Genomic DNA, 23,303 nt, shown 5'->3' with positions numbered 1-23,303 from the left:
ACGATGGCGGCTCCATGACCAAGTTTTCCTTGCGCCGGTCGGTGCTCACCCGCCCGATCTTCTCCTGGGCCGCGGGCGTGATGCCGGCCCTCTCGCAGACCGAGCGTGAGGCGATCGAGGCGGGCGACGTCTGGTGGGATGCGGCCCTGTTCACCGGAGATCCCGATTGGAACGAGCTGCTCGCCTTTCCCAAGCCGGCGCTATCGGCCGAAGAGCAGGCCTTCATGGCCGGGCCCGTCGAGCAGCTTTGCGCCATGCTCGACGACTGGAGCATGACCTGGGAGACCCGCGACCTTTCCCCGGAAGCCTGGGATTTCATGAAGCGCGAGCGCTTCTTCGGCATGATCATCCCCAAGGAATTCGGTGGCTTGGGGTTCTCGGCTTTCGGCCATGCGGAAGTCGTCAGGAAGCTGGCGACACGCTCGATCTCTGCGGCGGTGACCGCCATGGTGCCGAACTCGCTGGGACCCGGCGAACTGATCATGCGGTTCGGGACCAAGGCCCAGCAGGACTACTGGCTGCCGCGGCTGGCCGACGGACGCGAAATTCCCGCCTTCGGCCTCACCAGTCCGGAAGCGGGCTCCGACGCATCGGCGATGATCGACGAGGGCGTCGTCTGCCGAGGCCAATGGGAGGGCAAGGAGGTCCTGGGCGTCCGACTTGACTGGCACAAGCGCTACATCACCCTCGGTCCTGTCTGCACGATCCTCGGCCTCGCCTTCAAGCTCCGCGATCCCGAGCATTTGCTCGGGGAGCATGAAGAGATCGGCATCACATGCGCGCTCGTGCCGACCGATCTTCCAGGCGTCCAGATCGGGCGGCGGCACCTGCCCGCATTCCAGACCTTCCAGAACGGTCCCAACTGGGGCGAGGACGTCTTCATTCCTCTCGACCTGATCATCGGCGGCGCCGAGCGGGCGGGGCAGGGATGGAAGATGCTGATGACCGCGCTTGCGGCCGGCCGCGGCATCTCGCTTCCGGCGCTGTCGGGCGCCGCCGCCGCCTTCAGCGCTCTGACGACCGGATCATATGCCCGTATCCGCACCCAGTTCGGGTTGTCGATCGGCAAGTTCGAAGGCGTGCAGGAGCGACTGGCCCGCATCGCCGGCCATGCCTACCTGGTGGACGGGGCGCGGCGGCTGACCTGCGCGGGTCTCGATCTTGGCCGCCATCCCTCGGTCATTTCGGCGCTGCTCAAGGCCGGCGCGACCGAGCGCATGCGCATCGTCGTCAATGACGCCATGGACGTGCATGGCGGCAAGGCGGTCATCGAAGGACCGAACAACTATCTGGCCTCGCAATATCGCGCCGTTCCGGTCGGGATCACGGTCGAGGGCGCCAATATCCTCACGCGCAGCCTGATGGTGTTCGGCCAGGGCGCCATTCGCGCCCATCCCTACCTGCTGCAGGAAATCCTCGCGATCGGCGACGCGGACAAGGCGCGTGGCCTGGCGCAGTTCGACGAGGTGTTCTGGAAACACGTCGCGCACACCCTACGCACGACCGTGCGGGCCTTCGCGCGCAGTTGGTCCGATGGCGCGCTTTCGCCGGCGCCCGACGCGGGCCGAGCTCGCGCCTATTATCGGAGAATGGGTTGCTATGCGGCAGGCTTCGCCTTGACCGCTGATGTTGTGCTTCTGACGCTCGGCGGCGCGCTCAAGCGCCGCGAGATGTTATCGGCGCGCCTCGGCGACATCCTCTCCGAGCTCTATTTCCTCTCCGGGGCTCTCAAGCGCTGGGAGGACGAAGGCCGGCAGGACGCCGATTTCCCGCTGCTGGCCTGGTGCGCCGAAACCGCCTTCGCCACCATCGAACAGCGCTTCGACGAGGTGTTCGCGAACCTGCCCAATCGCCTGGCCGCCTGGCTTCTGAGGCTGGTCGTGCTGCCCTTCGGCGCCCGTCGCCGCGGTCCGTCGGACGATGTGGTCCGCGCCTGCGCCGCGCTGCTGCTGGAGCCGTCGGAGACCCGCACCCGACTAGTCGAGAACGTCTATGTCGGCGGGGCCGACGAGGCCGTCGGCAAGCTCATCTCTGCCTTCAACCAGGTCGTCGACACCCAGCCGATCCACGACCGTCTGCGCGAGCGGAAGATCCGCGACTGGCGGGCGGAGGGTCAGGGCCTGCTTTCGCCGGCCGAGATCGCCGCGCTGGAGGCGGCCGACGCCGCAGTCGCCGCCGTGGTGGCGGTCGACGACTTCGGCCACGACGAACTTGCATCCAGACATCGAGAGCCCGACAGGGCAGCGACAACGTCGCCCAAGCTCGCCGCGGACGCCCTGACGTGAGCCGGCCGGTCTATATCATCGACGGCGCCAGGACGCCTTTCATCAAGGCTCGGGGACGGCCGGGCCCCTTCACCCCGGTGGATCTGGCGGTCCAGGCCGGGCGGCCGCTTCTGCTGAGGCAGCCCTTTCCGGCCGACGCCTTCGATCAGGTCATCCTCGGCTGCGTCAACGTCATCGCCGACGAGCAGAACCCCGCGCGGGTCGCGGCCCTGAGGCTGGGCTGCGGTCCTCAGATGACCGCCTTCACCGTGGCGATCAATTGCGGCTCGGGCATGCAGTCCATCGACACTGCATTCCGCTACATCAGGGAAGGGGTGTCGGACCTCGTCCTGGCGGGCGGCGCCGAGGCGCTCAGCCACGCCCCCCTCGTGCTCAAGCAGGACACGGCGACCTGGCTTGGGCAGTTGCAGGCCGCCAAGTCGGCCACGCAGCGGGCCAAGGCGCTTGCGGGTTTCAGGCCCGACATGCTGACCCCGGTGGTCGGGCTCGAACGCGGCCTCACTGACCCGATCACCGACCTCTCCATGGGACAGACCGCCGAGGTCCTCGCCGACCTGTTCGAGATCGGCCGGGAAGCCGCTGACGCCTATGCCGTGGAAAGCCATCGGCGGCTGGCCCTGGCCCAGCAGGAAGGGTGGCTCAAGGACGAGATCGTGACCGCCTTCGGGCGGGACGGCGAGCTCTTCGATCATGACGATGGGGTGCGTCCCGAGAGCTCCGCCGAAAAGCTCGCCGGACTGCGCCCGGCGTTCGACCCGCCGTTCGGCAAGGTCACCGCCGGCAACAGCTCCCAGATCACCGATGGTGCGAGCTGGGTGATCCTGGCGTCAGAGGCGGCGGTGAAGACCTGGAACCTGCGGCCGCGGGCCGTGCTGGTCGATAGCGCCTGGGCAGCGCTTGATCCTTCCATCATGGGTCTGGGGCCGGTGCTGGCCTCATACGCCTTGTTGCAGAAAAACGGGCTGAGTCTGGGCGAGATCGAACTCTGGGAACTGAACGAGGCCTTCGCCGCCCAGGTGCTCGCCTGCCTGGCAGCCTTCGAGGACGCCGATTTCTGCCGCCATGTCCTTGGGGCGCAGGGAGCCGTGGGCGCGATCGACCGCGCAAGGTTCAATGTGGATGGTGGAGCGATCGCGCTGGGGCACCCGGTCGGCGCGAGCGGCAATCGCATCGTGCTGCATCTCATCGGCGCCCTCGAGCGGCTCGGTCTGCACAGGGGCGTGGCCACCGAATGCATCGGCGGCGGACAGGGCGGCGCCATGCTGCTTGAACGGGCGTGAGGGGCCAAGCGATGAGCGATCCTGTCCTGACCTTCCTTGCGCCGCGCGTCCTCGATCTGGGGCCGACAAGCGCCACGCCGCCCGACTATGTGCACTGGCGCTTGACCCGGGACAGGGAGAACGTCGCCTGGGCAGTCCTCGACAAGGCCGGCGTCAGCGCCAACACCCTTTCCGAAGACGTGCTCCTCGAGCTCGACAAGATCCTCGATCGCCTTGAGGTCGATCGGCCGCGGGGACTAGTGATCCGATCCGGCAAGCCAGCAGGCTTCATCGCCGGGGCCGATGTCCGCCAGTTCGTGGGCGCCGCCGACCCCCAGGCGATCGAGACGCAGATGGCCAAGGCCCACGCCATCATCGATCGGCTGGAGCGCCTGACGATCCCGACGGTTGCGGTGGTGCACGGCTATGCGCTGGGCGGGGGTCTGGAAATCGCCCTGGCCTGCCATCTCCGTATCGCTGTGGAAGGGGCGAGTTTCGGCTTTCCGGAAGTGCAACTCGGGCTGCACCCTGGCCTTGGCGGCGTGGCGCGCTTCACCAACCTGATCGACCCCTTGCAGGCCATGAGTTTCATGCTCACCGGCAAGACGATCCACACCGCCCAGGCCAAGGCGCTGGGGCTGGTGGACGTTGTCGTTCCAGAACGCCACGTCAGGTCGGCGGTGGCAGCCGCCGCCAGGGGTGAGCTGCGGGCGCACGAGCCTGGCTTCATCGACCGCCTCAAGGAAGCCGGGCCCGCCCGGCGACTGGCCGCCGCCCGTATGCGCCAGGAAGCCGAAGGCCAGGCGCCCAGCGCACACTATCCCGCGCCCTATGCCCTGATCGATCTTTGGGAGCAGTACGGCGGCGACGATGCGGCGCTCAAGCTCGCCGAGCAGGCTTCGTTCGCCAAGCTCGTGGTCTCCGAAGCCGCCCAGAACCTGATCGGCGTCTTTCTCCTGCGCGAGAAACTGCGCGGCCTGGGGAGCGCGGAGAGCCAGATCAAGCGCGTGCATGTGGTGGGCGCCGGCGCCATGGGCGGGGACATCGCCGCCTGGTGCGCCTGGAAGGGCCTTCAGGTCACGCTCGGCGACGTCAAGGCCGAGCCGATAGCTGGGGCGATCAAACGGGCCGCCGAGCTCTACGGCAAGATTTCCCATGGCGACCGGCTGGCCGAACGCGACGCGCTCGATCGCCTAACGCCCGACCTGAAGGGCGATGGCGTCCGGCATGCCGATCTGGTCATCGAGGCCGCTCCTGAGAAGACCGACCTGAAGAAGAGCATCTATGCCGGCCTGGAGCCGCAGATGAAGCCCTCGGCGATCCTGGCCACCAACACCTCTTCTATCCGCCTGGAGATGCTTTCCGAGGGGTTGGCGCGGCCAGAGCGGTTCGTGGGGCTTCACTTCTTCAATCCGGTTTCCCGGATGCAGCTCGTGGAGGTCGTCAGCCACGAGGGCCTGGCGGGCGATGTCGCCGATGCGGCCCGCGCTTTCGTCGCCGGCCTGGAGCGGCTGCCGGCGCCGGTGCGCAGCGCGCCGGGCTTCATCGTCAACCGAGCCCTCACGCCTTACCTGCTCGAAGCGGTGGCGATGATCGAGGAGGGGATCGCCAAGGAAACCATCGACCAGGCCGCCGAAGACTTCGGCATGCCGGTGGGACCGATTGAGCTGGCCGATCAGGTCGGGCTCGATATCTGCCTGGCGGTCGCCGACATGCTCAAGCGGGAGCTGGACTGGGATATGCCCGAGACGCCGGACTGGCTGCGGCAGAAGGTCGAGGCCGGAAAGCTGGGCCGCAAGAGCGGCGAGGGGCTTTACGTCTGGCGGGACGGCAAGGCCATCAAGGCCGGCGGCGCGTCAGACCCCGATCCGGACATGGGCGATCGTCTGGTGCTGCCGATGATCAACACCTGCGCGGAACTCCTCGCCCAAGGGGTGAGCGACGATCCAGATGTCATCGATGCTGCGATGATCTTCGGCGCCGGCTTCGCGCCATTCCGGCGCGGGCCCTTGCACTATGCGAAACAGCGCGGCCTTGCGCAGGTGCGCGAGCGGCTGGAAGCCTTGGAGGTGAAATTCGGCCGGCGCTTCCGGCCCTCGGACGGCTGGTCCAGGCTGGAGGCATGAGGAAGAGCTTCTCCGATCCTCAACGGCTCGCAGACGTCCTGGTCGAGCAGCTGGGTGGAGACATCGTGCTTGGCCTGCCGCTCGGCCTGGGCAAGGCCAATCACCTGGCGAACGCCCTGATCGCCCGCGCCATGGCCGATCGTGACGTCAGGCTGCAGATCTTCTCGGCCCTGACCCTAGAGCCACCGCAGCCCAAGACTGATCTTGAGCGTCGCTTTCTGGGACCCGTTATCGAGCGGACCATGGGCGGATATCCGGCCCTCGCCTATGTGGATCTTCAGCGCCGCGATGCGTTGCCGGCGAACGTTACGGTCGATGAGTTCTTCTTTCAGGCCGGCACGCGTCTGGGAGTTCACAGCGCGCAGCGCAGCTACATCTCGGCCAACTACACCCACGCCGCCGCCTATCTCCTCGACCGCGGCGTCAACCTCGTCGCCCAGTTGGTCGCCCGACGTGGGGGGCGACTGAGCCTCTCATGCAATACCGACATCACGCTTGATCTGCTTGCAGCCCGGCAAAGGGGCGAGACGGACTTCCTGCTGGTCGGCCAAGTCAACGACGAGCTTCCGTTCATGCCTGGCGAAGGGGATATGCCGATCGAGACATGCAGCCATCTGCTGGAGGGACCAGGGGTGCAGTTTCCGCTGTTTGGTCCGCCCAAGGAGCCGGTGACCGACGCTCACTACGCGATCGGGTTTCATGCCGCCGGTCTGGTCCGGGATGGCGGGACGCTGCAGATGGGGATCGGATCGACCAGCGACGCCGTCGCCCAGGCCTTGATCGTCAGGCAGCGCCAGCCAGAGGCGTTCGGCGCGGCCATGGCGCGGCTTGGGGCGGGGAGCTTCGAGGCTGGCCCGTTCGACCAGGGTCTCTATGCCGCGACCGAGATGTTTGTCGATTGCCTCTGGGACCTGCGCCGCGCCGGAATCCTCAAGCGTGAAGTGGAGGGGGCGGTTCTCGAGGCGGGCTTCTTCCTGGGTCCGCGATCCTTCTATCGCGCGCTTTGCGAAGCCGAGCCCGAGGAGCTGGCAAAATTCCAGATGCGGGCGATCTCGTACGTCAACGAGCTCTATGGGAACGAAGAGATCAAGCGCCAGGCTCGGGTGGGCGCGCGGTTCATCAACACCGCGATGATGGCGACCCTGCTGGGCGCGATAGTATCCGATGGCCTGGAAGACGGCCGCGTCGTCAGCGGTGTCGGGGGTCAATACAACTTCGTGGCCCAGGCCTTCGCCCTGAAAGGCGCCCGTTCGATCATCACCCTGGACGCCGTGCACGGGCAGGGGAAGACGGCGACCTCGAACATCCTCTGGTCCTATGGCCACGGAACCATCCCCAGGCATCTGCGGGACATCGTGATCACCGAGTATGGCGTGGCCGACTTGCGGGGCCGGACCGACCGGGATGTCATCGTCGCTCTGCTGGGCGTGGCCGATTCCCGTTTTCAGGCCGAATTGCTGGACGCCGCCAAGCGCAGCAACAAGCTGGAGGCGGGCTACGTCATCCCTGCGCAGCACGCCGGCAACACGCCGGAAAGGATTGCGGAGGCTCTGGAGCCGCTCAAGCGCGCCGGCCTGGCGCCGCCGCTCCCCTTCGGGTCGGACTTCGACGAGGAGGAACTTGCGCTCCTGCCGGCGCTTGGGCTGTTGAAAGGGGCGATCGGCGACCTACCTGCCATGGCCCGGCTGGCCATCGCGGGCATGGCCGGCGGTCGCCGGCATGAGCGCAAGCTGGCGCGCCTTGCGCTCGACCGGCCAAGAAGCCTTCGCGATTGGTTGAGCGCCTTCCTCGTCCGCGGCGCGATCTCCAAGGCCGAGGCGCGCGCGCCCAGTCACTCGATGGGGAACTGAGTCGCACGCTCACCGTGCGCGGGCGGCGGCCTGCCGCATCGAACTCGCGGAAAGTCCGCTTTGGCGGTTCAGGGCTTGGGTTGCGATCTGCAAGGGGCTGCGCGAGCGGCTGGAAACCGCGCCGCCTAAAATTGGCGTAGGCTAGCGTGGCTGGCGCCCAAGACGCCTGCGAGCCCCGCCTTGCCCGCCGAGTCCGCTCCGTAGATCAGGACCGATCGGGCGACGTGTTTCGCGGCTCCTATGGACTTCGTCGCCCATTCGGCGAACTCGGCCTCCCTCTGGTGGCCGGGGCATTCGAAGGCGAGCCCCTGTAGCCCGACCCCCTTGAGCTGAACGATCAGCGCTGAAGGCGCGTTCGCCGCAATCCGGCCGACGACGAGGAGGGCGAAGGGGCGGATCAGCGAAACGGTCGACGCCAGCGCGCCGTGCGGCACGCCTTCAATGTCGCCGATCTCGCATATCACGCCGCGTTTGACCCGCGAGCGCGCGCTCTTGAAGACGGTTACGATCTCCGCACGTCCTCGCTGGCTAGAGAGGGTGGTGTATGAGATCGGAACGATCAGGCACTGCTCGCGACTGTCACCGTCCTGAACGCTCAGGCGCTCAACGCCTCTGGCGATGGTCGCTATGTCGATCCTGATGATGTCGGCTCGCGCCAGATTGGCGACCTCGGCGGCGGTCAGGGTCTCGCCCGTCTCGTCCGACAGGACGCGCCGCGTAAGGCGCATGCCGATCCGAGCGTAGCTCTTCAGCTCGTAGACTGGTTCGAGCGCGCAGGAAACGTGGAGGGAGCGGCCGTCGGCGGCCACGAAGGGCGACCATTGAACCACGCTCCTGCCCTGGCCTGAAGCCGCCGGCCTCGAGGCGGCGATCTCCCTGCGCTCGGCTTCCTCGACATGCCGTGCGTCGACCTTCCGCGCCTCCACAGCCTTTTGCGTCACCCGGGTGACCTGGTGGACCCCATCGTCGGCCAGATGAGCCTCGCCCAGGAAATGCCCCAGGATCTCGCGGAGATACCGCAGGCAATTGGCTTGCCCCGCAAAGCGGCTGAGCGCGGGCTGGGCGATCAGGTAGTCGGTCTCCGAAACCCGGGCGTAGTAGCCTTGAACGCCCAGATGGCGCTGCAGCGTACGGGCGACATGGTCATAGACCTGGCTGCGTCGCACAGGCCACTTCGCGCCGAACCGCTGGCTCACCGCCTCGAGCGATATGACGCTCACCTTGCCCTCGCTGAGAAGCGCCGGGTCGTCAAAGCGCTCGAGCGTCGCCTCGAGACCGGCGGAGACCAGCCGCTCTACAGGCAGGGCCTCGGGCGCGCGCGTCGATTCGGCCGACAGATCATGAAGACCGGATCCGGGATCCATCGTCGATTCCTCCTTCTCAAGAGTGTCGCGCGAAGATCGTGAACGAAAGCATTCGCCAGCCCACAGCGGGCCAGGTCGAACTCGCTCGAGAGGTGGAGGGATGGGGGGGCGGCTCTCTTCGTTGCGTTGGAAAACGCTCACGACCTTTTCCACGCAACGAAGAGGTTCAAGGGGCGAGCGGCTTCAAGCCGCCGCGGTGACTTCCAGCCCACGCTGCACCGCCGGACGCGCGAGACCGTGATCGAGCCACCTCTGCACCCGGGAAAAGCGGTCGAAGCCGACGAGTTCGCGCGCTTCGTAGAAGCCGATCAGGTTGCGCACCCAGCCCAGCAGCGAAATGTCGGCGATGCTGTAGTCGGCGCCCATCACCCACTCGCGGCCCGCCAGCCGCTCGTCAAGCACACCGAGTAGCCGTGCGGCCTCGGCGGCGTAGCGATCGCGCGGGCGCTTGTCCTCATAGTCCTTGCCGGCGAACTTATTGAAGAAACCGACCTGGCCGAACATCGGCCCGACGCCGCCCATCTGCCACATCACCCACTGGATGGTTTCGTAGCGGGCGTTCGGATCGGCCGGGATGAACCGCCTCGTCTTGTCGGCGAGATAAAGCAGGATCGCGCCGGACTCGAACAGGGCCAAGGGCTCTCCGCTCGGCCCGTCCGGATCGTAGATCGCCGGAATCTTGCCATTGGGATTGAGCGCCAGAAAAGCCGGGTCCTGGCTTTCGTTCGCCCCGATGTCGATCCGGTGCGGCTCGTAGGCGAGGCCGGTTTCCTCAAGCATGATTCCGACCTTCACCCCGTTGGGCGTCGGGGCGGAAAAGAGCTGCAGACGATCAGGGTGTTGCGCCGGCCAGCGGGTGAAAATGGGATGGTCGAGGGTCAATTTCTCTACTCCTGAACTTGCGGCGCATGGGAGAGGCCCAGGCGCTATGGGGTGCGCCTGGGCCTTTGGGGTTCAGATCGAGCCAGCCGGCGCGACGGGCGGAAAGTCCCTCTCGGGATCGAACACGTTGTTGAAAAAGTTGGTCAGGGAAAACATCGCAACTAGGGCGACAATCTCCATGACGTTCGCATCGGTGTAACCGGCGTCGCGAACGGCTTCCACATCGGCGTCGCTGACCTTGCCGCGGGTCTCGATGACCCTGCGCGCGAACTGGACGGCGGCGTCCCTCTTGGCGTCGCTGGCGTGGCCCTTCCGGGCGAGGATGATCTCGTCGGCCTGCAGCTTGGCCATGTGCTCGGCCGTAAAGCTGTGAACCGTCAGGCAGTAGTCGCAGCCGTTCACTTCGGAAACGGCCAGGCCGATGCTGTCGCGCGTCTTCACGTCGAGCGTCTTGCTCAGCGAGCCGAGCAGAGCAGCCCATGCGTTGAACGCGACCGGGCTCTGCGCGAAGAGCGCCATCATGTTCGGGGTGAACCCGATGTTCTTGGTGAACCCGTCGAGGGTGGGCTTGGAGGCCGCCGGGGTTTGTTCCGGCGTCGGGACAGCAGTTCTCGCCATGAGAATCTCCATAATATACTGATTTTATGATGTATTTTTGGGGTTACGCGAAGTGCAGCACGTCGGCGACGGGCAGGCGCGGCTTCTGCGGCCAGTTTCCCGAGCGCTCGGGTCCGACGGTCAGCAGCATCACCGGCACTTCGTCCTCGGCCAGGCCGAACTCGCGATGCACCGCCTCGGCGTCGAAGCCGATCATCGGCGTCGAGCCCAGGCCCAGCGAGCGGGCCGCATAGATGATCGCCGCGGCGCCGAAGGTGGCAGAGCGGACCGCCTCGTCCCGCTGGCGCTGCGGCTGATCGTCATAAAGACCGCGGGCGGGGAGCTCCCACTCCGGCACGAGGTGCGCTGGCATGATGCCCGCCTCCACCACCGGGGCCAGGCGCTTCGGGATCGTGCTGGCGTCGGCCAACTGGCCAACCATGATGAAGGTGACGGCGGCGTCGGTGATCGCGGGCTGATCCCAGGCGATCGGACGTAGCCGGGCCTTGGCCTGCGGCGTGCGGACGGCGATGAAGCGCCAGTTCTGCAAGTGGAAGGATGTCGGCGCGCTGGCGCCGATCTGCACCAGTTCGCGGATCTGGTCGTCGCTCAGGACCGCAGCGGGGTCGTAGTACTTGGCGGCGCTGCGGCTAAGAATAACTTCGATGACGGGGTTGGTCATGGGCGCGTCTTTCATCAGGTCGCTGAGAGCCTTTTGGTAGGCCCCACAACTGCTGATTTCGAGACGCAATCAGCTCAATAACATGCTCAAAAGGATCAATTATGGGCGGTGCGGGTCTGCTCGCCCTCGCGGGCCAGACGGCGCCATTGTCCGGGCGTCATCTCCATTCTGTCGGCGAACACACGTCGGAACGCCGATACCGATTGATAGCCGACCGCCTCGGCCACGGCCTCGGTGCTGACCGCCGGCTTCTTCAACTCGTTGGCGGCTAGGCTCATGCGGATGTCGGTCAAGAGGTCGGCGGCCGAGCGTCCCAGCTTATCCTGGAAGCGCCGCATGAAGGTGGCCCGCGACATGCCGCACAAATGCGCCAGATCGGCCAGATTCCAGGCTCGCGTCGGATCGGTCAACATCGCGGCGATGGCCGGAGCCAGTCGTGGATGGCCGGCCACCGCCAACAAGCCTTCGGGCGCCTCGGCGGATTCGCTGGCCGCGCGCAGCACCAGCGTGAACAGCGCCGAGGAAAGCGCGTTGAGGATGGCGCCGCCGCCCGGCTTGTCGCCGGCGGACTCCATCCGCATCAGCCCGATGAGGCTGGCCAGGTGGCTTGAGGCGGCTTCGACGTGCGCGTCGCCCTGGCCGTCCAGGGCCCGCACGACCAGGTTGGTGGGCAGGTAGTTGCGGATCAGCCGATCATGGGGCGGCTCGATGAAGAAGCGCCCGCACAGCATGTCCAGGTGTTCGCCCCGGCTGTCGTTCTGGCTGAGCATCCATCCCGCCGAACCCCGGCTTTCGTGGGTCGGCGCGGGTGCGCGACCGCTGCCGTCGTGCAGCACGTGCGCCGCCCCGTGGGGCAACAGCACGATGTCGCCGCCCGCGAGTTCCCTGGCCGTCTTCGTCTCCGGATCCTCGATGACGGCCCGGCCCTTGAGCACGACATGGTAGGGAATTTCGTGCGCCGCGGACTTGGCCCAGGCCACCCGCCACGGCGCGCCATAGGCGCAGCGAACTTCCAACTGGCCGGTGATCGTGATCATTTTCAGGAGGTGACTAAGCCAGTCGGCTTGGGACATGGGACCTCTGGGGACTCGGAACGCTCAAGCAGCCTATCGCAGTTACGTTTCGGCCGCCGGCAGAAGAAGGGGCGGATCCCGCCGATGGGCGCGCGGCGCCGCGAGAGCTTGATGTGGCGCAAGTCCGCGCGCCATAATTTCGGCTACCTGCCTGCCATGACCGAAACATCCCACTTCCAGCAACTCCTGGCCGTCGCCCGCGAACAGTCTGAGCCGCACAGGCTGCTGTTCGTCTTCGCGGCCGCAGAACTGCCCGACCGCCCCACGCCGGCCCAGCGCGCGCACTTTCTCGCTGGGCGCGGCGGGGCGCTCGCTCCGCTAATGTGCGTCGACAAATCGCCCAGCGAACTTACCGGATTCGAAGCCCTGGCCGCGGAATCCGAGCTCGCCGGCCCACCTTGGCAGGTCGTGTTCGCCGCCGCCCTCTCCGGTCGGGACGGCAAGCCCCCGGAAAATGACGCCGTCGAGAGCGCGCTTCAATCGATGGTCGAAGCCGTGCGCCTTGGCGCTTTCGGCCGCTTTGCCGCCTATGATCGACGGGGCGACCCACTCGTCCTTTCCTGACGCGGCGGCCTTGCCGGCCGCGGCAGGCGGGCCTCGGCCTGGCGCGCTGATCGCCCTAAGTCCGCACCCGGTGGGAAGGGGCAACGCGCAGATTGGCCCTTAGGAAGGCCAGGCTGGAGATGGCCGTTCGTCAGGCGATCTCGTTCCCGGTCAGGGCGGAGCGCAATCGCAGCACCTCCCGGTTCAGTGAGATCAGTTCCTCGGCCTTCATGCCCGACCGGGTAAACAGGGCCTCCCCCAGGCAGCGGCTTTCCTCTTTCAACGCCCGCCCGCGATCGGTCAGTGAGACCAGCACTCGCCGCTCGTCGTCCGCCTGGCGCGCGCGTGTGACCAAGGAGGCCATCTCCAGGCGCTTCACCAGGGGCGTGATGGTGCTCGATTCCAGCGACAGCCGCTCGGCGATGGCGCCGACGGTGCGACCGTCCTCCTCCCACAGCGCGCTGAGCACGAGGTACTGGGGGTAGGTGATCCCCAGCCTGTCGAGCAGCGGCTTGTAGATGCGGTTGATCGCCATCGACGTCGCATAGAGCGAGTAGCAAAGCTGGTCTTCGAGGGTCAGGTCATGGGTCACACGACCTCCTTATCACGAAAAACGATATCGCGATAATAAAACGGTGGACGGCGCGCCTCCGTGTCGATAGCCTTAATTTATCGCGATAAACAATATCGCACGATAAATCGAAAGGTACGGCCATGTCCGTTAATGTTCTCTATCGCACCGGCGCTGTCGCCACTGGCGGCCGTGATGGCCACGCCCGGTCGGACGACGGTCGCCTAGACGTTCAGCTTTCCACGCCTAAGGAGCTCGGCGGCGCCGGCGGTGAAGGCGTCAATCCCGAGCAGTTGTTTGCGGCGGGCTATTCGGCCTGTTTCCTCGGCGCGCTTAAGGTCGCCGCCCAGCAGGCGAAGGTGAAGGTTCCCAGCGACGCCTCGGTGACCGCCACTGTCGGCATCGGCCCGCGCTCGGAAGGCGGCTTTGGCGTCACCGCCGATCTGGTCATCAGCCTGCCGGGCGTCGCCCGTGAGGAAGCGGAGGCCTTGGTCGCGGCCGCACATCAGATCTGCCCGTACTCCAACGCCACCCGCAACAACCTCGACGTCGGCCTGACCGTCGCCTGACCCCGCCTCGGAAAGGAGCTTCCTCATGCAAGATAAAGTTTCGCAAACCCGCATGGCCCAGAGGCGGACCTGGCTGCGCAACTACTACGCCGTTCGCTTCATGGTGGCCGCCGTCTGGGTCGTCGTCGCCTTCACTCTGGCCAAGGCGCTGCCGCCGCTCGCGGTCGTCATGCTGATCGCCTATCCGCTCTGGGATGCGCTGGCCAACCTTGCCGACGCCCGGCTCAATGGCGGCCTGGCGAAGAACCGGACGCAGGCGATCAACGTCGTCGTCAGCCTCCTGACGGCCATCGGCGTCGCCGTGGGCGGCGTCGTCGGCATGAACGCCATGCTCGCCGCCTTTGGACTATGGGCGTTCGTCGCAGGCCTGCTGCAACTGGCCACGGGCGTCCGGCGCTGGAAGAGCTATGGCGCCCAATGGGCGATGATCCTCAGCGGCGCCCAGTCAGCCTTGGCCGGCGCCTTCTTCGTCAAGATGGCGGGCGGGGCGCAGGTCGACACCCTCACGACCGTTGCTCCCTACGCGGCTTTCGGCGCCTTCTACTTCCTGGTCTCCGCTCTCTGGCTCACCGCCAGGGGGGCAAAGGCCACGCCGCCGACCGCTGCGGCTTGATCTGGCTGAGGATCGCGGCGGCCGGCTTTCGGCCGTCGGATCTTTGCCCCGATTGTCGGCCAGGCCCGTTGGCAGCCCGAGCGCAGGCTCCTGCCGGACTAAACGACCGCCCTGGCGCCCAATGAGGGCTGGGTGATCAGGCTGGCGAGCTGGGTCAGGGCGTCCTCCAGGTCTCCTCGGTCGGGCGCGACGCCCAAGGAGATCCGGACGGCCTCGACCGGATGGGCGACCGTGGCGAAGGCTGAGCTCGGGACGATCGAGACGCCGGCGCGGTCGGCGTGCTCGGCGAAGTCCACGGCGCGCCAATGACCCGGCAGGCGCATCCACAGGTGATGGCCGTGCGGATCGGCTGCGAAGCCGAACCCCCCCAGGATCGACGTCGCCAGTTTCTGCCGCTCGGCGTTCTCTGCGCGGATCGCCTTGGCGATGTCGTCCAGGGCGCCGTCGGCGATCCAGCGGCTGGCCAGCGCCGACATCAGCGGCGGCGCCATGAGAATCGTCGCGCGCAGCACGCCGGCCAGCAGCAGGGCCTTGGCGCTGGTGGGCGCCACCACATAGGCCACGCGCAGGGCCGGGGTCGCGCACTTCGAAAGCGTCGCGATGTGCCAGGTGATGTCGCTGGCCAGCTCGGCGAACGACACCAGCCGGTCCGGGCGAAGGGGCGAGTAGGGATCGTCTTCGATGATGGCGACGCCATGCTTGCGCGCCGTCGTGACCAAGGCCCGGCGCCGGTCTTCCGGCAGGGTCGCGGTCGTCGGGTTGTCGATGCTCGGGATCACATAGAGCGCCTTGGGCGCGCGTTCGCGGCAGGCCCTTTCGAAGGCTGCCGGGATGATCCCCTGGTCGTCCATGTCCAGCGGCTCGATCGTGAGTCCTTTCTGGATGGCGACGGCCTTCATGCCCGGATAGGTCATGGCGCCGGCCGCGACGACGTCGCCGCGCTTGAGCAACAGGTCGCAGACGGCGAACAGCGCGCTCTGCGCGCCGCCAGTGACGACGATCCGGTCCGCGGCCACGCCCTCGATCCGCCTTCCGAGCCATCCGGCGGCGGCCTGGCGATCAGGCTCGGCTCCGGTGCTCTCCTGATAGTGCAGGTTGAGCAACCCGCGGGCGCTGCTCAAAACGGCGGCGACTCCGCTCGGGATGGCCTTGCGGAAGTCGATGGGTTGCGGCGGGATATTCATGCTCAGGTCGATGAGCGGCCGGACCAGCTCGCGGACCTCGCTATCGAGCGTCTCGCTGATGAACGTGCCCCGGCCGGCCTGCGCCTGCACCAGGCCCCGCCGGCGAGCTTCGTTGAAGGCTCGCGTCACGGTGGTCAGGTCCACATCCAGCGCCTCGGCGATGGCGCGCTGGGGCGGCAAGCGGTCGCCTCGGCTCACGCGACCCAGCCGGATATCGGCCTCAAGCGCCTCGACGATCCCGAGATACTTCATCCGGGCGTCTTCGATCAGCCGTGGCTTCCACATGGGCCCCTCCTCAGATGTACGGCTATTTAGCATACGGTTGCGTCTTGGCGTGTGGCCTCCGTGTGGGAGTTGTTGGACCGCTCTTGGGCAGTGGTGGGGGTAGAGCCCCCGGCCGGGGCAGGGCCGAGGGCTCCGGGCGGGCGGGGAGGGGGGAACTACTCCCGGGCGCGCGCCTGTTCGGGCGACATCTGGATCGGCATCATGTTGACGTTGGCGTTGTGGATGACCCACAGCGAGCCGGCGACGACCGTGGCGATCAGCAGAATGGTCAGGACGAATATCGCGGTGTTGCTCCGCTGCTCGGGCGAGGCGCCGAGGTGGAGGAAGAAGCCGAGCTGGACCAGCAGCTGGATGACTGCCAGCACGGTGATCGCCGGAAGTTGCGTCTCCCGGGGGATGAGGCCGCTCATCACCGCCGCGAAGGAGAGCGCCGTCAGCCCCAACGACAGGACAAACCCGACCGTATAGGCCTTCAGTCCGCCATGGCTCGCTGCGCGTGCGCCAGCCATCAGATCGCTCCCCGCAGATAGACGAAGGTGAAGACGCAGACCCAGACCAGGTCGAGGAAGTGCCAGAAGAGGCTGACGCAGGCGAGCCGCCGCCGCACGACCCCGTCCAGTCCGAAGCGGTAGACCTGGTGGATCATCACGGCGAGCCAGACGAGGCCGGCCGTGACGTGCAGGCCATGCGTCCCGACGAGGGTGAAATAGCCGGAGAGGAAAGCGCTGCGGCCAGGCGTTGCGCCTTCGCCGATCAACAGGCCGAACTCGTGAACCTCCATGCCGATGAACGCCGCGCCAACCAGGGCGGTGGCCGCCAGCCAGAAGATCACCCTGCCGGGGTCGCCCGTCTGGATGTTCAGGGCCGCGACGCCGAAGGTGAAACTGCTCACCAGCAGCAGGACCGTCTCGACGGCGACGTAGGGAAGGTCGAACAGCTCGCGCCCGCTCGGGCCGCCGGCGACGTTTTCGGCGAGCACCGCGAAGGTCGCGAACAGGCAGGCGAAGATGAGGCAATCGCCCATCAGGTAGATCCAGAAGCCGAGAACGGTCCTGGAGCCGTCATCATGGGCGTGGTGCGCCTCGGCGGTGGTCGGCTCGATCACCGCCAGGGACGAGGAGGAGACGGAAATGTTCATGCTTACGCTGCCTTGGTCAGGAGCGCGTGGCGCTCCTTCTCGATGCGCTCGACCTCGGCGGCCGGGACGTAATAGTCGGTGTCGCGGTCGTAGCTGCGGGCGATGAATGCAGCGCACATGCCGGCCAGGCCTGCCGCTGCGATCGCCCACATGTGCCAGACGAGCGCGAAGCACAGGACGAAGCTGAAGGCGGCGATCACGAAGCCGGCCGACGTGTTCTTCGGCATGTGGATGTCCTCGTAGCGGTCCGGCTTGCGCCAGGCCCGGCCGAGTTCCTTGTCCTCCCAGTGCTGCTCAAGCGAGGTGATGTGAGGGATGTGCGCGAAGTTGTAGAAGGGCGCCGGCGAGGCGGTCGACCATTCCAGGCTTCGCGCGTCCCAGGGATCGCCGGTCAGGTCACGGTTCTGCTTTCGGTCCCTGATGCTCACATAGATCTGGACGAGGATGGCCAGGATGCCGATGCCGATGATGACCGCGCCAATCAGGGCCACGACCAGATAGGGCTGCCAGTCGGGCATGTCGTAGTGGTTCATCCGCCGCGTCATCCCTTTGAGGCCGAGGATGTAGAGCGGCGTGAAGGCGAGCCAGTAGCCGACCAACCAGCACCAGAACGAGACCTTCCCCCAGAACTCGTTCAGCTTGAAGCCGAACACCTTGGGGAACCAGAAGCTCATGCCCGCCAGGCAGCCATAGACCACGCCGCCGATGATAACGTTGTGGAAGTGCGCCACCAGGAACAGCGAGTTGTGCAGCACGAAGTCCGCGCCCGGCACCGCGAGCAGCACGCCGGTCATGCCGCCGATGACGAAGGTGAACATGAAGCCGATCGTCCACAGCGTCGCCGAGTGGAAGCGGATCCGGCCCTGGTACATGGTGAAGAGCCAGTTGAAGAGCTTCACGCCGGTCGGGATCGAAATGATCGTCGTCATGATGCCGAAGAAGGCATTGACGTTGGCGCCCGATCCCATAGTGAAGAAGTGGTGCAGCCAGACGAAGAACGACAGCACGCCGATGGACGAGGTGGCGTAGACCATCGACTTGTAGCCGAACAGCGGCTTGCCGGAGAAGGTCGCGATGACCTCCGAATACACTCCGAAACAGGGCAGGATCAGTACGTAGACCTCTGGGTGGCCCCAGATCCAGATGAGGTTGATGTACATCATGGCATTCCCACCAAGCTCGTTGGTGAAGAAGTGCATGCCCAGGTAGCGGTCCATGGTGAGCAGGCCGAGCGTCGCGGTCAGCACCGGGAAGATCGCCACGATCAATACGTTGGTGATCAGCGCGGTCCAGACGAAGACCGGCATTTTCATCAGGTTCATGCCGGGCGCCCGCATGCGCAGGATCGTGACCACGAAGTTCACGCCGGCCAGTGTCGTGCCTAGCCCTGAAACCTGTAGCGACCATATGAAGTAGTCGACGCCGGTGGTTGGGCTGTAGGCGATCCCCGAGAGCGGCGGATAGGCGACCCAGCCCGTGGCGGCGAAGTCGCCGACCCACATCGAGACCATCACCAGCGCCGCGCCCGCCGCCGACAGCCAGAAGCCCAGCGAGTTGACGAACGGGAAGGCGACGTCGCGCGCGCCCAACTGCAGGGGTACGACCACGTTCATCAGGCCGAGGATGAAGGGCGTGGCCACGAAGAAGATCATGATCACGCCGTGCGCCGTGAAAATCTGATCGTAGTGGTGCGGCGGCAGGTATCCGGCCGCGTCGTTCGCGGCCATCGCCTGCTGGGCGCGCATCATGATGGCGTCGGCGAAGCCACGCAGCAGCATGACCAGGCCGAGGCCGAAGTACATGACGCCGATCTTCTTGTGGTCGACGGTGGTGATCCACTCGGACCACAGGTACCCCCACTTGCGGTGATAGGTGATCAGGGCAAGGGCGGCGATCCCTGCCAGAACGACAACGACGCCAGTCCCCATGATGATGGGTTCGTGGAGCGGGATCGCGTCGAGCGAGAACTTCCCAAACACTAGTAGATCCTCTGCAATGCCAGCCCGTCGGGCGTGCAAATTCCACCTTCCAGGGCGAGCGCCGGCATGCGTCCGACCATGAAGCGGTCGACGATGCTGTCGAACAGGCCGGGCGATACCCGCGCGTAGACCGTCGAGGGGGTGTCGAAGCTGGGCTGCTCGAGGTCGCGGTAAGCGGCCTCATCCAGGACGAGCGGGGCTGGCGCCGACCGCGCGCGCTTCACCCACGCGTCGAATTCGTCATGCGGCACAGCGACAGCGTTGAACTGCATGTCGGAAAAGCCTGGACCGCTGAAGGCGGCCGACCGGCCCGCATAGGTGCCCGGCTCGTCTGCGATCAGGTGCAGCTTCGTCTGCATCCCGGCCATGGCATAGATCTGGCTGCCCAGTTGCGGGATGAAGAACGAATTCATCATCGACGCCGAGGTCAGGCGGAAATTGATCGGCGCGCCGACCGGCACCGTGAGCTGGTTGACCGTGGCGATCCCGTAGTCGGGATAGATGAACAGCCATTTCCAATCGAGCGCGACGACCTCGACGTTGACCGGTTTCACCTGCGATTCCAGCGGCCTGTAGGGGTCCAGGGCGTGGGTGGTCCGCCAGATCAGGACCGCGAGGATGGCGACGATCACGCAGGGGATCGACCAGACGACTACCTCGATCTTCGTGGAGTGCGCCCAGGTCGGCGAATAGGTCGCCTTGGTGTTCCCGGCTCTGTAGCGCCAGGCGAAGACCAGGGTCAGCACCATCACCGGAATGACCACGAGCAGCATCAGGCCGCTGGCGATCAGGATCAGGTCCTTCTCCTGCTCGCCGATCGAACCTTTCGGGTTGAGCAGTTCCATGTGGCTGCAGGCGGAGAGCGGCAGCAAGAGGAGGGGCAGGGCAATGCGGCCAAGGCGGGCCCGCAACTTGCCGAGCGGCGGCGGAGCCTCTTCGGAAGGCCGTGATGATCGGCGGAGCGGCAAATCAATATCCTTCTGAGCCTGGTGGCGGCCTCGGCTCGATGGGCTGTCTAGGGCGTGTTGTCTGTTTCGATGGCCTGACAAATGCCGTCAAATGTATGGAGGTCAAGGGTACTCGCACGCCTTGGACAAAATGCCCAACCTAGCGTCCAAGGCCTTCTTGTGGAGCGAGTTAGTGGTGCCCTGCCGCCTAATTTCTGGCGAGATAGATTGATTTTAAAGGATTTAGTGTCTCAGTCAGGCAGCTCGACGTTCGGCGCGAGTGTCTGGCTCCATCGCGCTGCAGGCGTTGATAGCCAGGCGTGGCCTGTCTATTGTGTAAGGGAATTGGGCGTACAAATTAGCGCGTTATGTATGGCTGCCCTCGATGGGGCATCGCAACGGTGAAGGCTATGGATTTCGACTCAAGGTTCCGCGACCTCATCGCGGGCATGAAGCTGGACGGTCGCTATCGGACGTTCATCGAACTCGAGCGCGTAGCCGGCGCGTTTCCGACAGCGCTCTGGCATCGCCCGGACGGGCAGGCGCAGGCCGTCACCGTCTGGTGCAGCAACGACTATCTCGGCATGGGCCAGCATCCCAGCGTTCTGGCGGCGATGCACGAAGCCATCGACCTCTCCGGCGCGGGCGCCGGCGGCACCCGCAACATCTCCGGCACCAACCGCCAGCACGTCGCGCTTGAGACCGAACTGGCCGAGCTCCACGGCAAGGAGGCGGCGCTGATCTTCACCTCTGGCTGGATCTCGAACCTCGCTGCGCTCGGGGCGCTGGGCCGCGTTCTTCCGAATAGCGTCATCTTCTCCGACGCCCAGAACCACAATTCGATGATCGAAGGCATCCGCCGCTCGGGAGCTGAGAAGCTCATCTTCCGGCATAATGACGCGGCTCACCTCGACGAGTTGATGAGCCGCGTCGATCCCGATCGCCCGAAGATCGTCGCCTTCGAGAGCGTCTATAGCATGGACGGCGACATCGCCCCGATCGCGGCCATCTGCGACGTGGCCGAAAAGCACGGGGCCATCACCTATCTCGACGAGGTCCACGCCGTCGGCCTCTACGGACCGCGTGGCGGCGGCATCGCCGAACGCGAAGGTCTCGCCCAACGGCTAACCATCATCGAAGGGACCCTGGCCAAGGCGTTCGGCGTCATGGGCGGCTATGTCGCCGGTCCGGCCATCCTGATCGACGTGATCCGCAGTCTCGCCGACAGCTTCATCTTCACGACCTCGCTCTGCCCGCATCTGGCCGCTGGCGCGCTCGCCGCGGTCCAGCACGTCAAGGCTCATCCCGAAGACCGCGCGCTCCAGGCGGCCAATGCGGCCAGGCTCAAGGCTATGCTCGAGGAGGCCGGCCTGCCGGTGCTCGACACGCCTAGCCACATCCTGCCGGTCATCGTCGGCGACGCGCATCTCTGCCGGCGCATCAGCGAACGACTCCTGGCCGCGCACGGCATCTACGTCCAGCCGATCAACTATCCGACCGTCGCGCGCGGACAGGAACGCCTGCGGATCACCCCGACGCCCTTCCACACCGAGGCGCATATGCACGCGCTGATCAATGCGCTGATCGCCGTCGGCCGCGACCTCGGCTGGCCCGGCGCGCAGCAGGCGGCCTGAGGCCTTCTGCACGTTGGACGTAGCCGCCGAGCCTGGCGGAATCGGGACGCTGTCGGATGCCGCGCGATTTCGCCGTCTGAGCAAGGCGGGAAGCGCTCGGCGACGTCGTAAAATCTTCGCGCAATCCGACTAAGGGGCGCCTTCTTCCGAAGGAGATGGCGTTGCACGATCCGATCGCATGGATCGCCGAACGGATCGTGCCTCACGAGCCTGACGTCCGGCGCTGGCTTCAGCGCTCGACCCTTGGCGGGTTCGACCCCGATGACGCGATACAGGAGGCCTATGCCCGCATCGCGGCAGCCTCCAACCTGGCCGCGGTCCGCGAACCGCGCGCCTATTTCTTCACGGTCGTCCGCAACGTCATACTCGAACAGATGCGGCGAGCGCGGATCACGCCGATTGCGGTCGTGGCGGATTTGCAGTCTTCGTTCGTCGTAGATGAAGGGGCCGATCCCGAGAGGATCGCCGCCGGGAGGGACGAACTGCGCCAGGTGTTCGGCATGATTCAGCGACTGCCACAGAAGCTCCGCCAGGTCCTGTTGATGCGGCGTGTGGAGGGCTTGCCGCAAAAGGAGATCGCGCGCCGCCTGGGCGTGCCGGAGAGCACCGTCGAGAAGCGCTCGGCCAAGGCGCTGCGCCTCTTGCTGGCCGACCTGTCGGCGGAGGATGGGTTGGCGCCGCCCCGAGCCTTGAGGCGGCGCGAATGGCGGTAGACTCGCAGAAGGCCCTGGAGTGCGAGGCCGCCGAGTGGGCGGTCGCCATGGATCGCGGCCTCACGCCGGATGAGCGGATCTCGCTGGACCTCTGGCTCGCCGGGGACCCTCGCCGCCAGGGCGCGCTCGTGCGCGCACAGGCCGTCTGGGCCGCAGCGGTGGGGGCGGCTCATCTAAAATCTGCCCCACGACGCCGGATCGGGCGGCGGGGAGTGCTGGCCGGCGGCCTCGCCGCCAGCGTCGCCGTTCTGGTGGGCGCGGGCGTCCAGTTCGTAAGGGGACAGAACGTTCGGACCGTCCGGGGAGAGGTGCGCCGTTTCCCCATGGCCGACGGCTCCGAAGCAGTGATGAACTCACAGACCCAACTCGTCGTGCGCTATTCCGAGGCCCAGCGGCGGATCGACCTGCGAGCCGGGGAGGCTTGGTTCGACGTTGCAAAGGACGCCGGGCGTCCCTTCGTCGTCGCGACCTCGACCGCGACGGTGACTGCAGTTGGCACGGCATTCTCGGTTCGAGAAATCGGCGATTCCACCGAGGTCGTGGTGTCGGAAGGAACCGTGCGTATCCGTGGGGAGGGCGATAGCCGGGACATGCTGCTTTCCGAGGGCGGGAGCCTGCGCCTGGACAAGCGCAAGCCGATGCAGAGGAGCCAACTCGACCCTGGCCGCATCCGCCGGCGCCTAGCCTGGCGCGACGGCCTGATCATGCTGGACGGTGAGACGCTCTCGGAGGCGGCCGCAGAGTTCAATCAGTATGGCTCGCGGCCTATCCGCGTCGCGCCCGAGATCGCCGAACGCAGGGTGGTCGGGGTGTTCAGAATTTTGGACGCAGAGGGTTTCGCGCGCGCCAATGCCGAGCTCCTTTCGACGAGGATCGAGGTGCATGACCACGAAATCCTGTTGGGCTCCATGACGGGGTCATAGAAGCTTCACAACAAATATTGGCCTCCGCGTGGAGGAAGTTCCCGCGGGCTTCATCGTCCACCTTCGAAAACACAAATTTCGGGGTG

General features: G+C 66.2%; 21 protein-coding genes. 10 read left to right on the top strand and 11 right to left on the bottom strand.

Going from position 1 to position 23,303, the window contains the following annotated elements; translation table 11 throughout:
* Positions 1-14 precede the first annotated feature (14 nt).
* Genes ABID41_RS19155 through ABID41_RS19140 form a run of 4 tightly spaced genes read left to right on the top strand, consistent with a single transcriptional unit; the run spans position 15 to position 7,520 of the window.
* Positions 15-2,285 carry an acyl-CoA dehydrogenase gene (locus tag ABID41_RS19155; protein ID WP_354298558.1) on the top strand — a complete coding sequence of 757 codons (2,271 nt, stop codon included), beginning with the start codon at positions 15-17 and terminating at the stop codon, positions 2,283-2,285.
* On the top strand, positions 2,282-3,565 hold the full coding sequence (locus ABID41_RS19150; RefSeq protein WP_354298557.1) for an acetyl-CoA C-acetyltransferase: 1,284 nt from the start codon (positions 2,282-2,284) through the stop codon (positions 3,563-3,565). The genes ABID41_RS19155 and ABID41_RS19150 overlap by 4 nt, the downstream gene beginning before the upstream one ends.
* An 11-nt stretch (positions 3,566-3,576) precedes the next feature.
* Positions 3,577-5,670 carry a 3-hydroxyacyl-CoA dehydrogenase NAD-binding domain-containing protein gene (locus ABID41_RS19145; RefSeq protein ID WP_354298556.1) on the top strand — a complete coding sequence of 698 codons (2,094 nt, stop codon included), beginning with the start codon at positions 3,577-3,579 and terminating at the stop codon, positions 5,668-5,670.
* Positions 5,667-7,520: an acetyl-CoA hydrolase/transferase C-terminal domain-containing protein gene (locus ABID41_RS19140; protein ID WP_354298555.1), complete on the top strand. Its 1,854-nt coding sequence runs from the start codon at positions 5,667-5,669 to the stop codon at positions 7,518-7,520. The genes ABID41_RS19145 and ABID41_RS19140 overlap by 4 nt, the downstream gene beginning before the upstream one ends.
* A gap of 125 nt (positions 7,521-7,645) precedes the next feature.
* On the opposite strand, the gene ABID41_RS19135 is transcribed toward ABID41_RS19140, so the two are convergent.
* The 5 genes from ABID41_RS19135 to ABID41_RS19115 all read right to left on the bottom strand — a co-directional run bounded on the left by ABID41_RS19135 (position 7,646) and on the right by ABID41_RS19115 (position 12,118).
* On the bottom strand, positions 7,646-8,884 hold the full coding sequence (locus tag ABID41_RS19135) for a hypothetical protein (protein ID WP_354298554.1): 1,239 nt from the start codon (positions 8,882-8,884) through the stop codon (positions 7,646-7,648).
* Positions 8,885-9,067: 183 nt separating this feature from the next.
* On the bottom strand, positions 9,068-9,766 hold the full coding sequence (locus tag ABID41_RS19130; RefSeq protein WP_354298553.1) for a glutathione S-transferase N-terminal domain-containing protein: 699 nt from the start codon (positions 9,764-9,766) through the stop codon (positions 9,068-9,070).
* Positions 9,767-9,838: 72 nt separating this feature from the next.
* On the bottom strand, positions 9,839-10,384 hold the full coding sequence (locus ABID41_RS19125; RefSeq protein ID WP_354298552.1) for a carboxymuconolactone decarboxylase family protein: 546 nt from the start codon (positions 10,382-10,384) through the stop codon (positions 9,839-9,841).
* Between the two features lie 43 nt (positions 10,385-10,427).
* Entirely contained in the window at positions 10,428-11,045 is a 618-nt protein-coding gene (locus ABID41_RS19120) for a nitroreductase family protein (protein ID WP_354298551.1), read from the bottom strand.
* Between the two features lie 95 nt (positions 11,046-11,140).
* Positions 11,141-12,118 (bottom strand): AraC family transcriptional regulator, encoded by a 978-nt coding sequence (locus ABID41_RS19115; protein WP_354298550.1) that lies wholly within the window; start codon positions 12,116-12,118, stop codon positions 11,141-11,143.
* A gap of 111 nt (positions 12,119-12,229) precedes the next feature.
* Here ABID41_RS19115 and ABID41_RS19110 point away from each other — a divergent pair, with 111 nt between their 5' ends.
* On the top strand, positions 12,230-12,682 hold the full coding sequence (locus ABID41_RS19110) for a ribonucleotide reductase subunit alpha (protein ID WP_354298549.1): 453 nt from the start codon (positions 12,230-12,232) through the stop codon (positions 12,680-12,682).
* 130 nt (positions 12,683-12,812) lie between these two features.
* On the opposite strand, the gene ABID41_RS19105 is transcribed toward ABID41_RS19110, so the two are convergent.
* Entirely contained in the window at positions 12,813-13,253 is a 441-nt protein-coding gene (locus tag ABID41_RS19105; RefSeq protein ID WP_354298548.1) for a MarR family winged helix-turn-helix transcriptional regulator, read from the bottom strand.
* Between the two features lie 122 nt (positions 13,254-13,375).
* On the opposite strand from ABID41_RS19105, the gene ABID41_RS19100 reads away from it, so the two are divergent.
* Positions 13,376-13,801, top strand: coding sequence for an organic hydroperoxide resistance protein (locus ABID41_RS19100; RefSeq protein WP_354298547.1), 426 nt, complete (start codon positions 13,376-13,378; stop codon positions 13,799-13,801).
* A 25-nt stretch (positions 13,802-13,826) separates the two neighbouring features.
* Complete coding sequence (locus ABID41_RS19095; protein WP_354298546.1) at positions 13,827-14,414, top strand: DUF308 domain-containing protein; 588 nt, start codon at positions 13,827-13,829, stop codon at positions 14,412-14,414.
* A gap of 98 nt (positions 14,415-14,512) precedes the next feature.
* On the opposite strand, the gene ABID41_RS19090 is transcribed toward ABID41_RS19095, so the two are convergent.
* The 5 genes from ABID41_RS19090 to cyoA form a co-directional block, all read right to left on the bottom strand.
* Entirely contained in the window at positions 14,513-15,883 is a 1,371-nt protein-coding gene (locus tag ABID41_RS19090; RefSeq protein ID WP_354298545.1) for an aminotransferase-like domain-containing protein, read from the bottom strand.
* Positions 15,884-16,038: 155 nt separating this feature from the next.
* Positions 16,039-16,392 carry a cytochrome o ubiquinol oxidase subunit IV gene (gene cyoD, locus ABID41_RS19085; protein WP_354298544.1) on the bottom strand — a complete coding sequence of 118 codons (354 nt, stop codon included), beginning with the start codon at positions 16,390-16,392 and terminating at the stop codon, positions 16,039-16,041.
* On the bottom strand, positions 16,392-17,021 hold the full coding sequence (gene cyoC, locus ABID41_RS19080) for a cytochrome o ubiquinol oxidase subunit III (RefSeq protein WP_354298543.1): 630 nt from the start codon (positions 17,019-17,021) through the stop codon (positions 16,392-16,394). Before cyoC ends, cyoD begins: the two co-directional genes overlap by 1 nt.
* A gap of 2 nt (positions 17,022-17,023) precedes the next feature.
* On the bottom strand, positions 17,024-19,018 hold the full coding sequence (gene cyoB, locus ABID41_RS19075; protein ID WP_435530041.1) for a cytochrome o ubiquinol oxidase subunit I: 1,995 nt from the start codon (positions 19,016-19,018) through the stop codon (positions 17,024-17,026).
* Positions 19,000-19,968, bottom strand: coding sequence for a ubiquinol oxidase subunit II (cyoA, locus tag ABID41_RS19070; RefSeq protein ID WP_354298541.1), 969 nt, complete (start codon positions 19,966-19,968; stop codon positions 19,000-19,002). Before cyoA ends, cyoB begins: the two co-directional genes overlap by 19 nt.
* A gap of 389 nt (positions 19,969-20,357) precedes the next feature.
* Between cyoA and hemA the strand changes: the two genes are divergently transcribed.
* The 3 genes from hemA (at position 20,358) to ABID41_RS19055 (ending at position 23,217) form a co-directional block, all read left to right on the top strand.
* Positions 20,358-21,581 carry a 5-aminolevulinate synthase gene (gene hemA, locus ABID41_RS19065; RefSeq protein WP_354298540.1) on the top strand — a complete coding sequence of 408 codons (1,224 nt, stop codon included), beginning with the start codon at positions 20,358-20,360 and terminating at the stop codon, positions 21,579-21,581.
* Between the two features lie 161 nt (positions 21,582-21,742).
* Entirely contained in the window at positions 21,743-22,294 is a 552-nt protein-coding gene (locus ABID41_RS19060; protein WP_354298539.1) for an RNA polymerase sigma factor, read from the top strand.
* The gene (locus tag ABID41_RS19055; RefSeq protein ID WP_354298538.1) at positions 22,285-23,217 is read left to right on the top strand and encodes a FecR family protein; all 933 of its coding nucleotides are present in this window, start codon (positions 22,285-22,287) and stop codon (positions 23,215-23,217) included. The genes ABID41_RS19060 and ABID41_RS19055 overlap by 10 nt, the downstream gene beginning before the upstream one ends.
* Positions 23,218-23,303 lie beyond the last annotated feature (86 nt).

Origin of the sequence: Phenylobacterium koreense (genome assembly GCF_040545335.1) — a bacterium.
Taxonomy (GTDB): Bacteria; Pseudomonadota; Alphaproteobacteria; order Caulobacterales; family Caulobacteraceae; genus Phenylobacterium; species Phenylobacterium koreense.
Note: the sequence above shows the minus strand (reverse complement) of the source record. Positions and strands in the feature narration are given on the sequence as shown.

What these genes read in the sequence shown, in the direction of transcription:
- hemA (WP_354298540.1), top strand. Translation starts at nt 20,358, where the DNA reads ATGGATTTCGACTCAAGGTTCCGCGACCTCATCGCGGGCATGAAGCTG.
- ABID41_RS19090 (WP_354298545.1), bottom strand. Translation starts at nt 15,883, where the DNA reads ATGTGGAAGCCACGGCTGATCGAAGACGCCCGGATGAAGTATCTCGGG.
- cyoC (WP_354298543.1), bottom strand. Translation starts at nt 17,021, where the DNA reads ATGAACATTTCCGTCTCCTCCTCGTCCCTGGCGGTGATCGAGCCGACC.
- ABID41_RS19135 (WP_354298554.1), bottom strand. Translation starts at nt 8,884, where the DNA reads ATGGATCCCGGATCCGGTCTTCATGATCTGTCGGCCGAATCGACGCGC.
- ABID41_RS19115 (WP_354298550.1), bottom strand. Translation starts at nt 12,118, where the DNA reads ATGTCCCAAGCCGACTGGCTTAGTCACCTCCTGAAAATGATCACGATC.
- ABID41_RS19125 (WP_354298552.1), bottom strand. Translation starts at nt 10,384, where the DNA reads ATGGCGAGAACTGCTGTCCCGACGCCGGAACAAACCCCGGCGGCCTCC.
- ABID41_RS19100 (WP_354298547.1), top strand. Translation starts at nt 13,376, where the DNA reads ATGTCCGTTAATGTTCTCTATCGCACCGGCGCTGTCGCCACTGGCGGC.
- ABID41_RS19110 (WP_354298549.1), top strand. Translation starts at nt 12,230, where the DNA reads ATGTGGCGCAAGTCCGCGCGCCATAATTTCGGCTACCTGCCTGCCATG.
- ABID41_RS19095 (WP_354298546.1), top strand. Translation starts at nt 13,827, where the DNA reads ATGCAAGATAAAGTTTCGCAAACCCGCATGGCCCAGAGGCGGACCTGG.
- ABID41_RS19120 (WP_354298551.1), bottom strand. Translation starts at nt 11,045, where the DNA reads ATGACCAACCCCGTCATCGAAGTTATTCTTAGCCGCAGCGCCGCCAAG.
- ABID41_RS19140 (WP_354298555.1), top strand. Translation starts at nt 5,667, where the DNA reads ATGAGGAAGAGCTTCTCCGATCCTCAACGGCTCGCAGACGTCCTGGTC.
- ABID41_RS19145 (WP_354298556.1), top strand. Translation starts at nt 3,577, where the DNA reads ATGAGCGATCCTGTCCTGACCTTCCTTGCGCCGCGCGTCCTCGATCTG.
- cyoD (WP_354298544.1), bottom strand. Translation starts at nt 16,392, where the DNA reads ATGGCTGGCGCACGCGCAGCGAGCCATGGCGGACTGAAGGCCTATACG.
- ABID41_RS19055 (WP_354298538.1), top strand. Translation starts at nt 22,285, where the DNA reads ATGGCGGTAGACTCGCAGAAGGCCCTGGAGTGCGAGGCCGCCGAGTGG.
- ABID41_RS19155 (WP_354298558.1), top strand. Translation starts at nt 15, where the DNA reads ATGACCAAGTTTTCCTTGCGCCGGTCGGTGCTCACCCGCCCGATCTTC.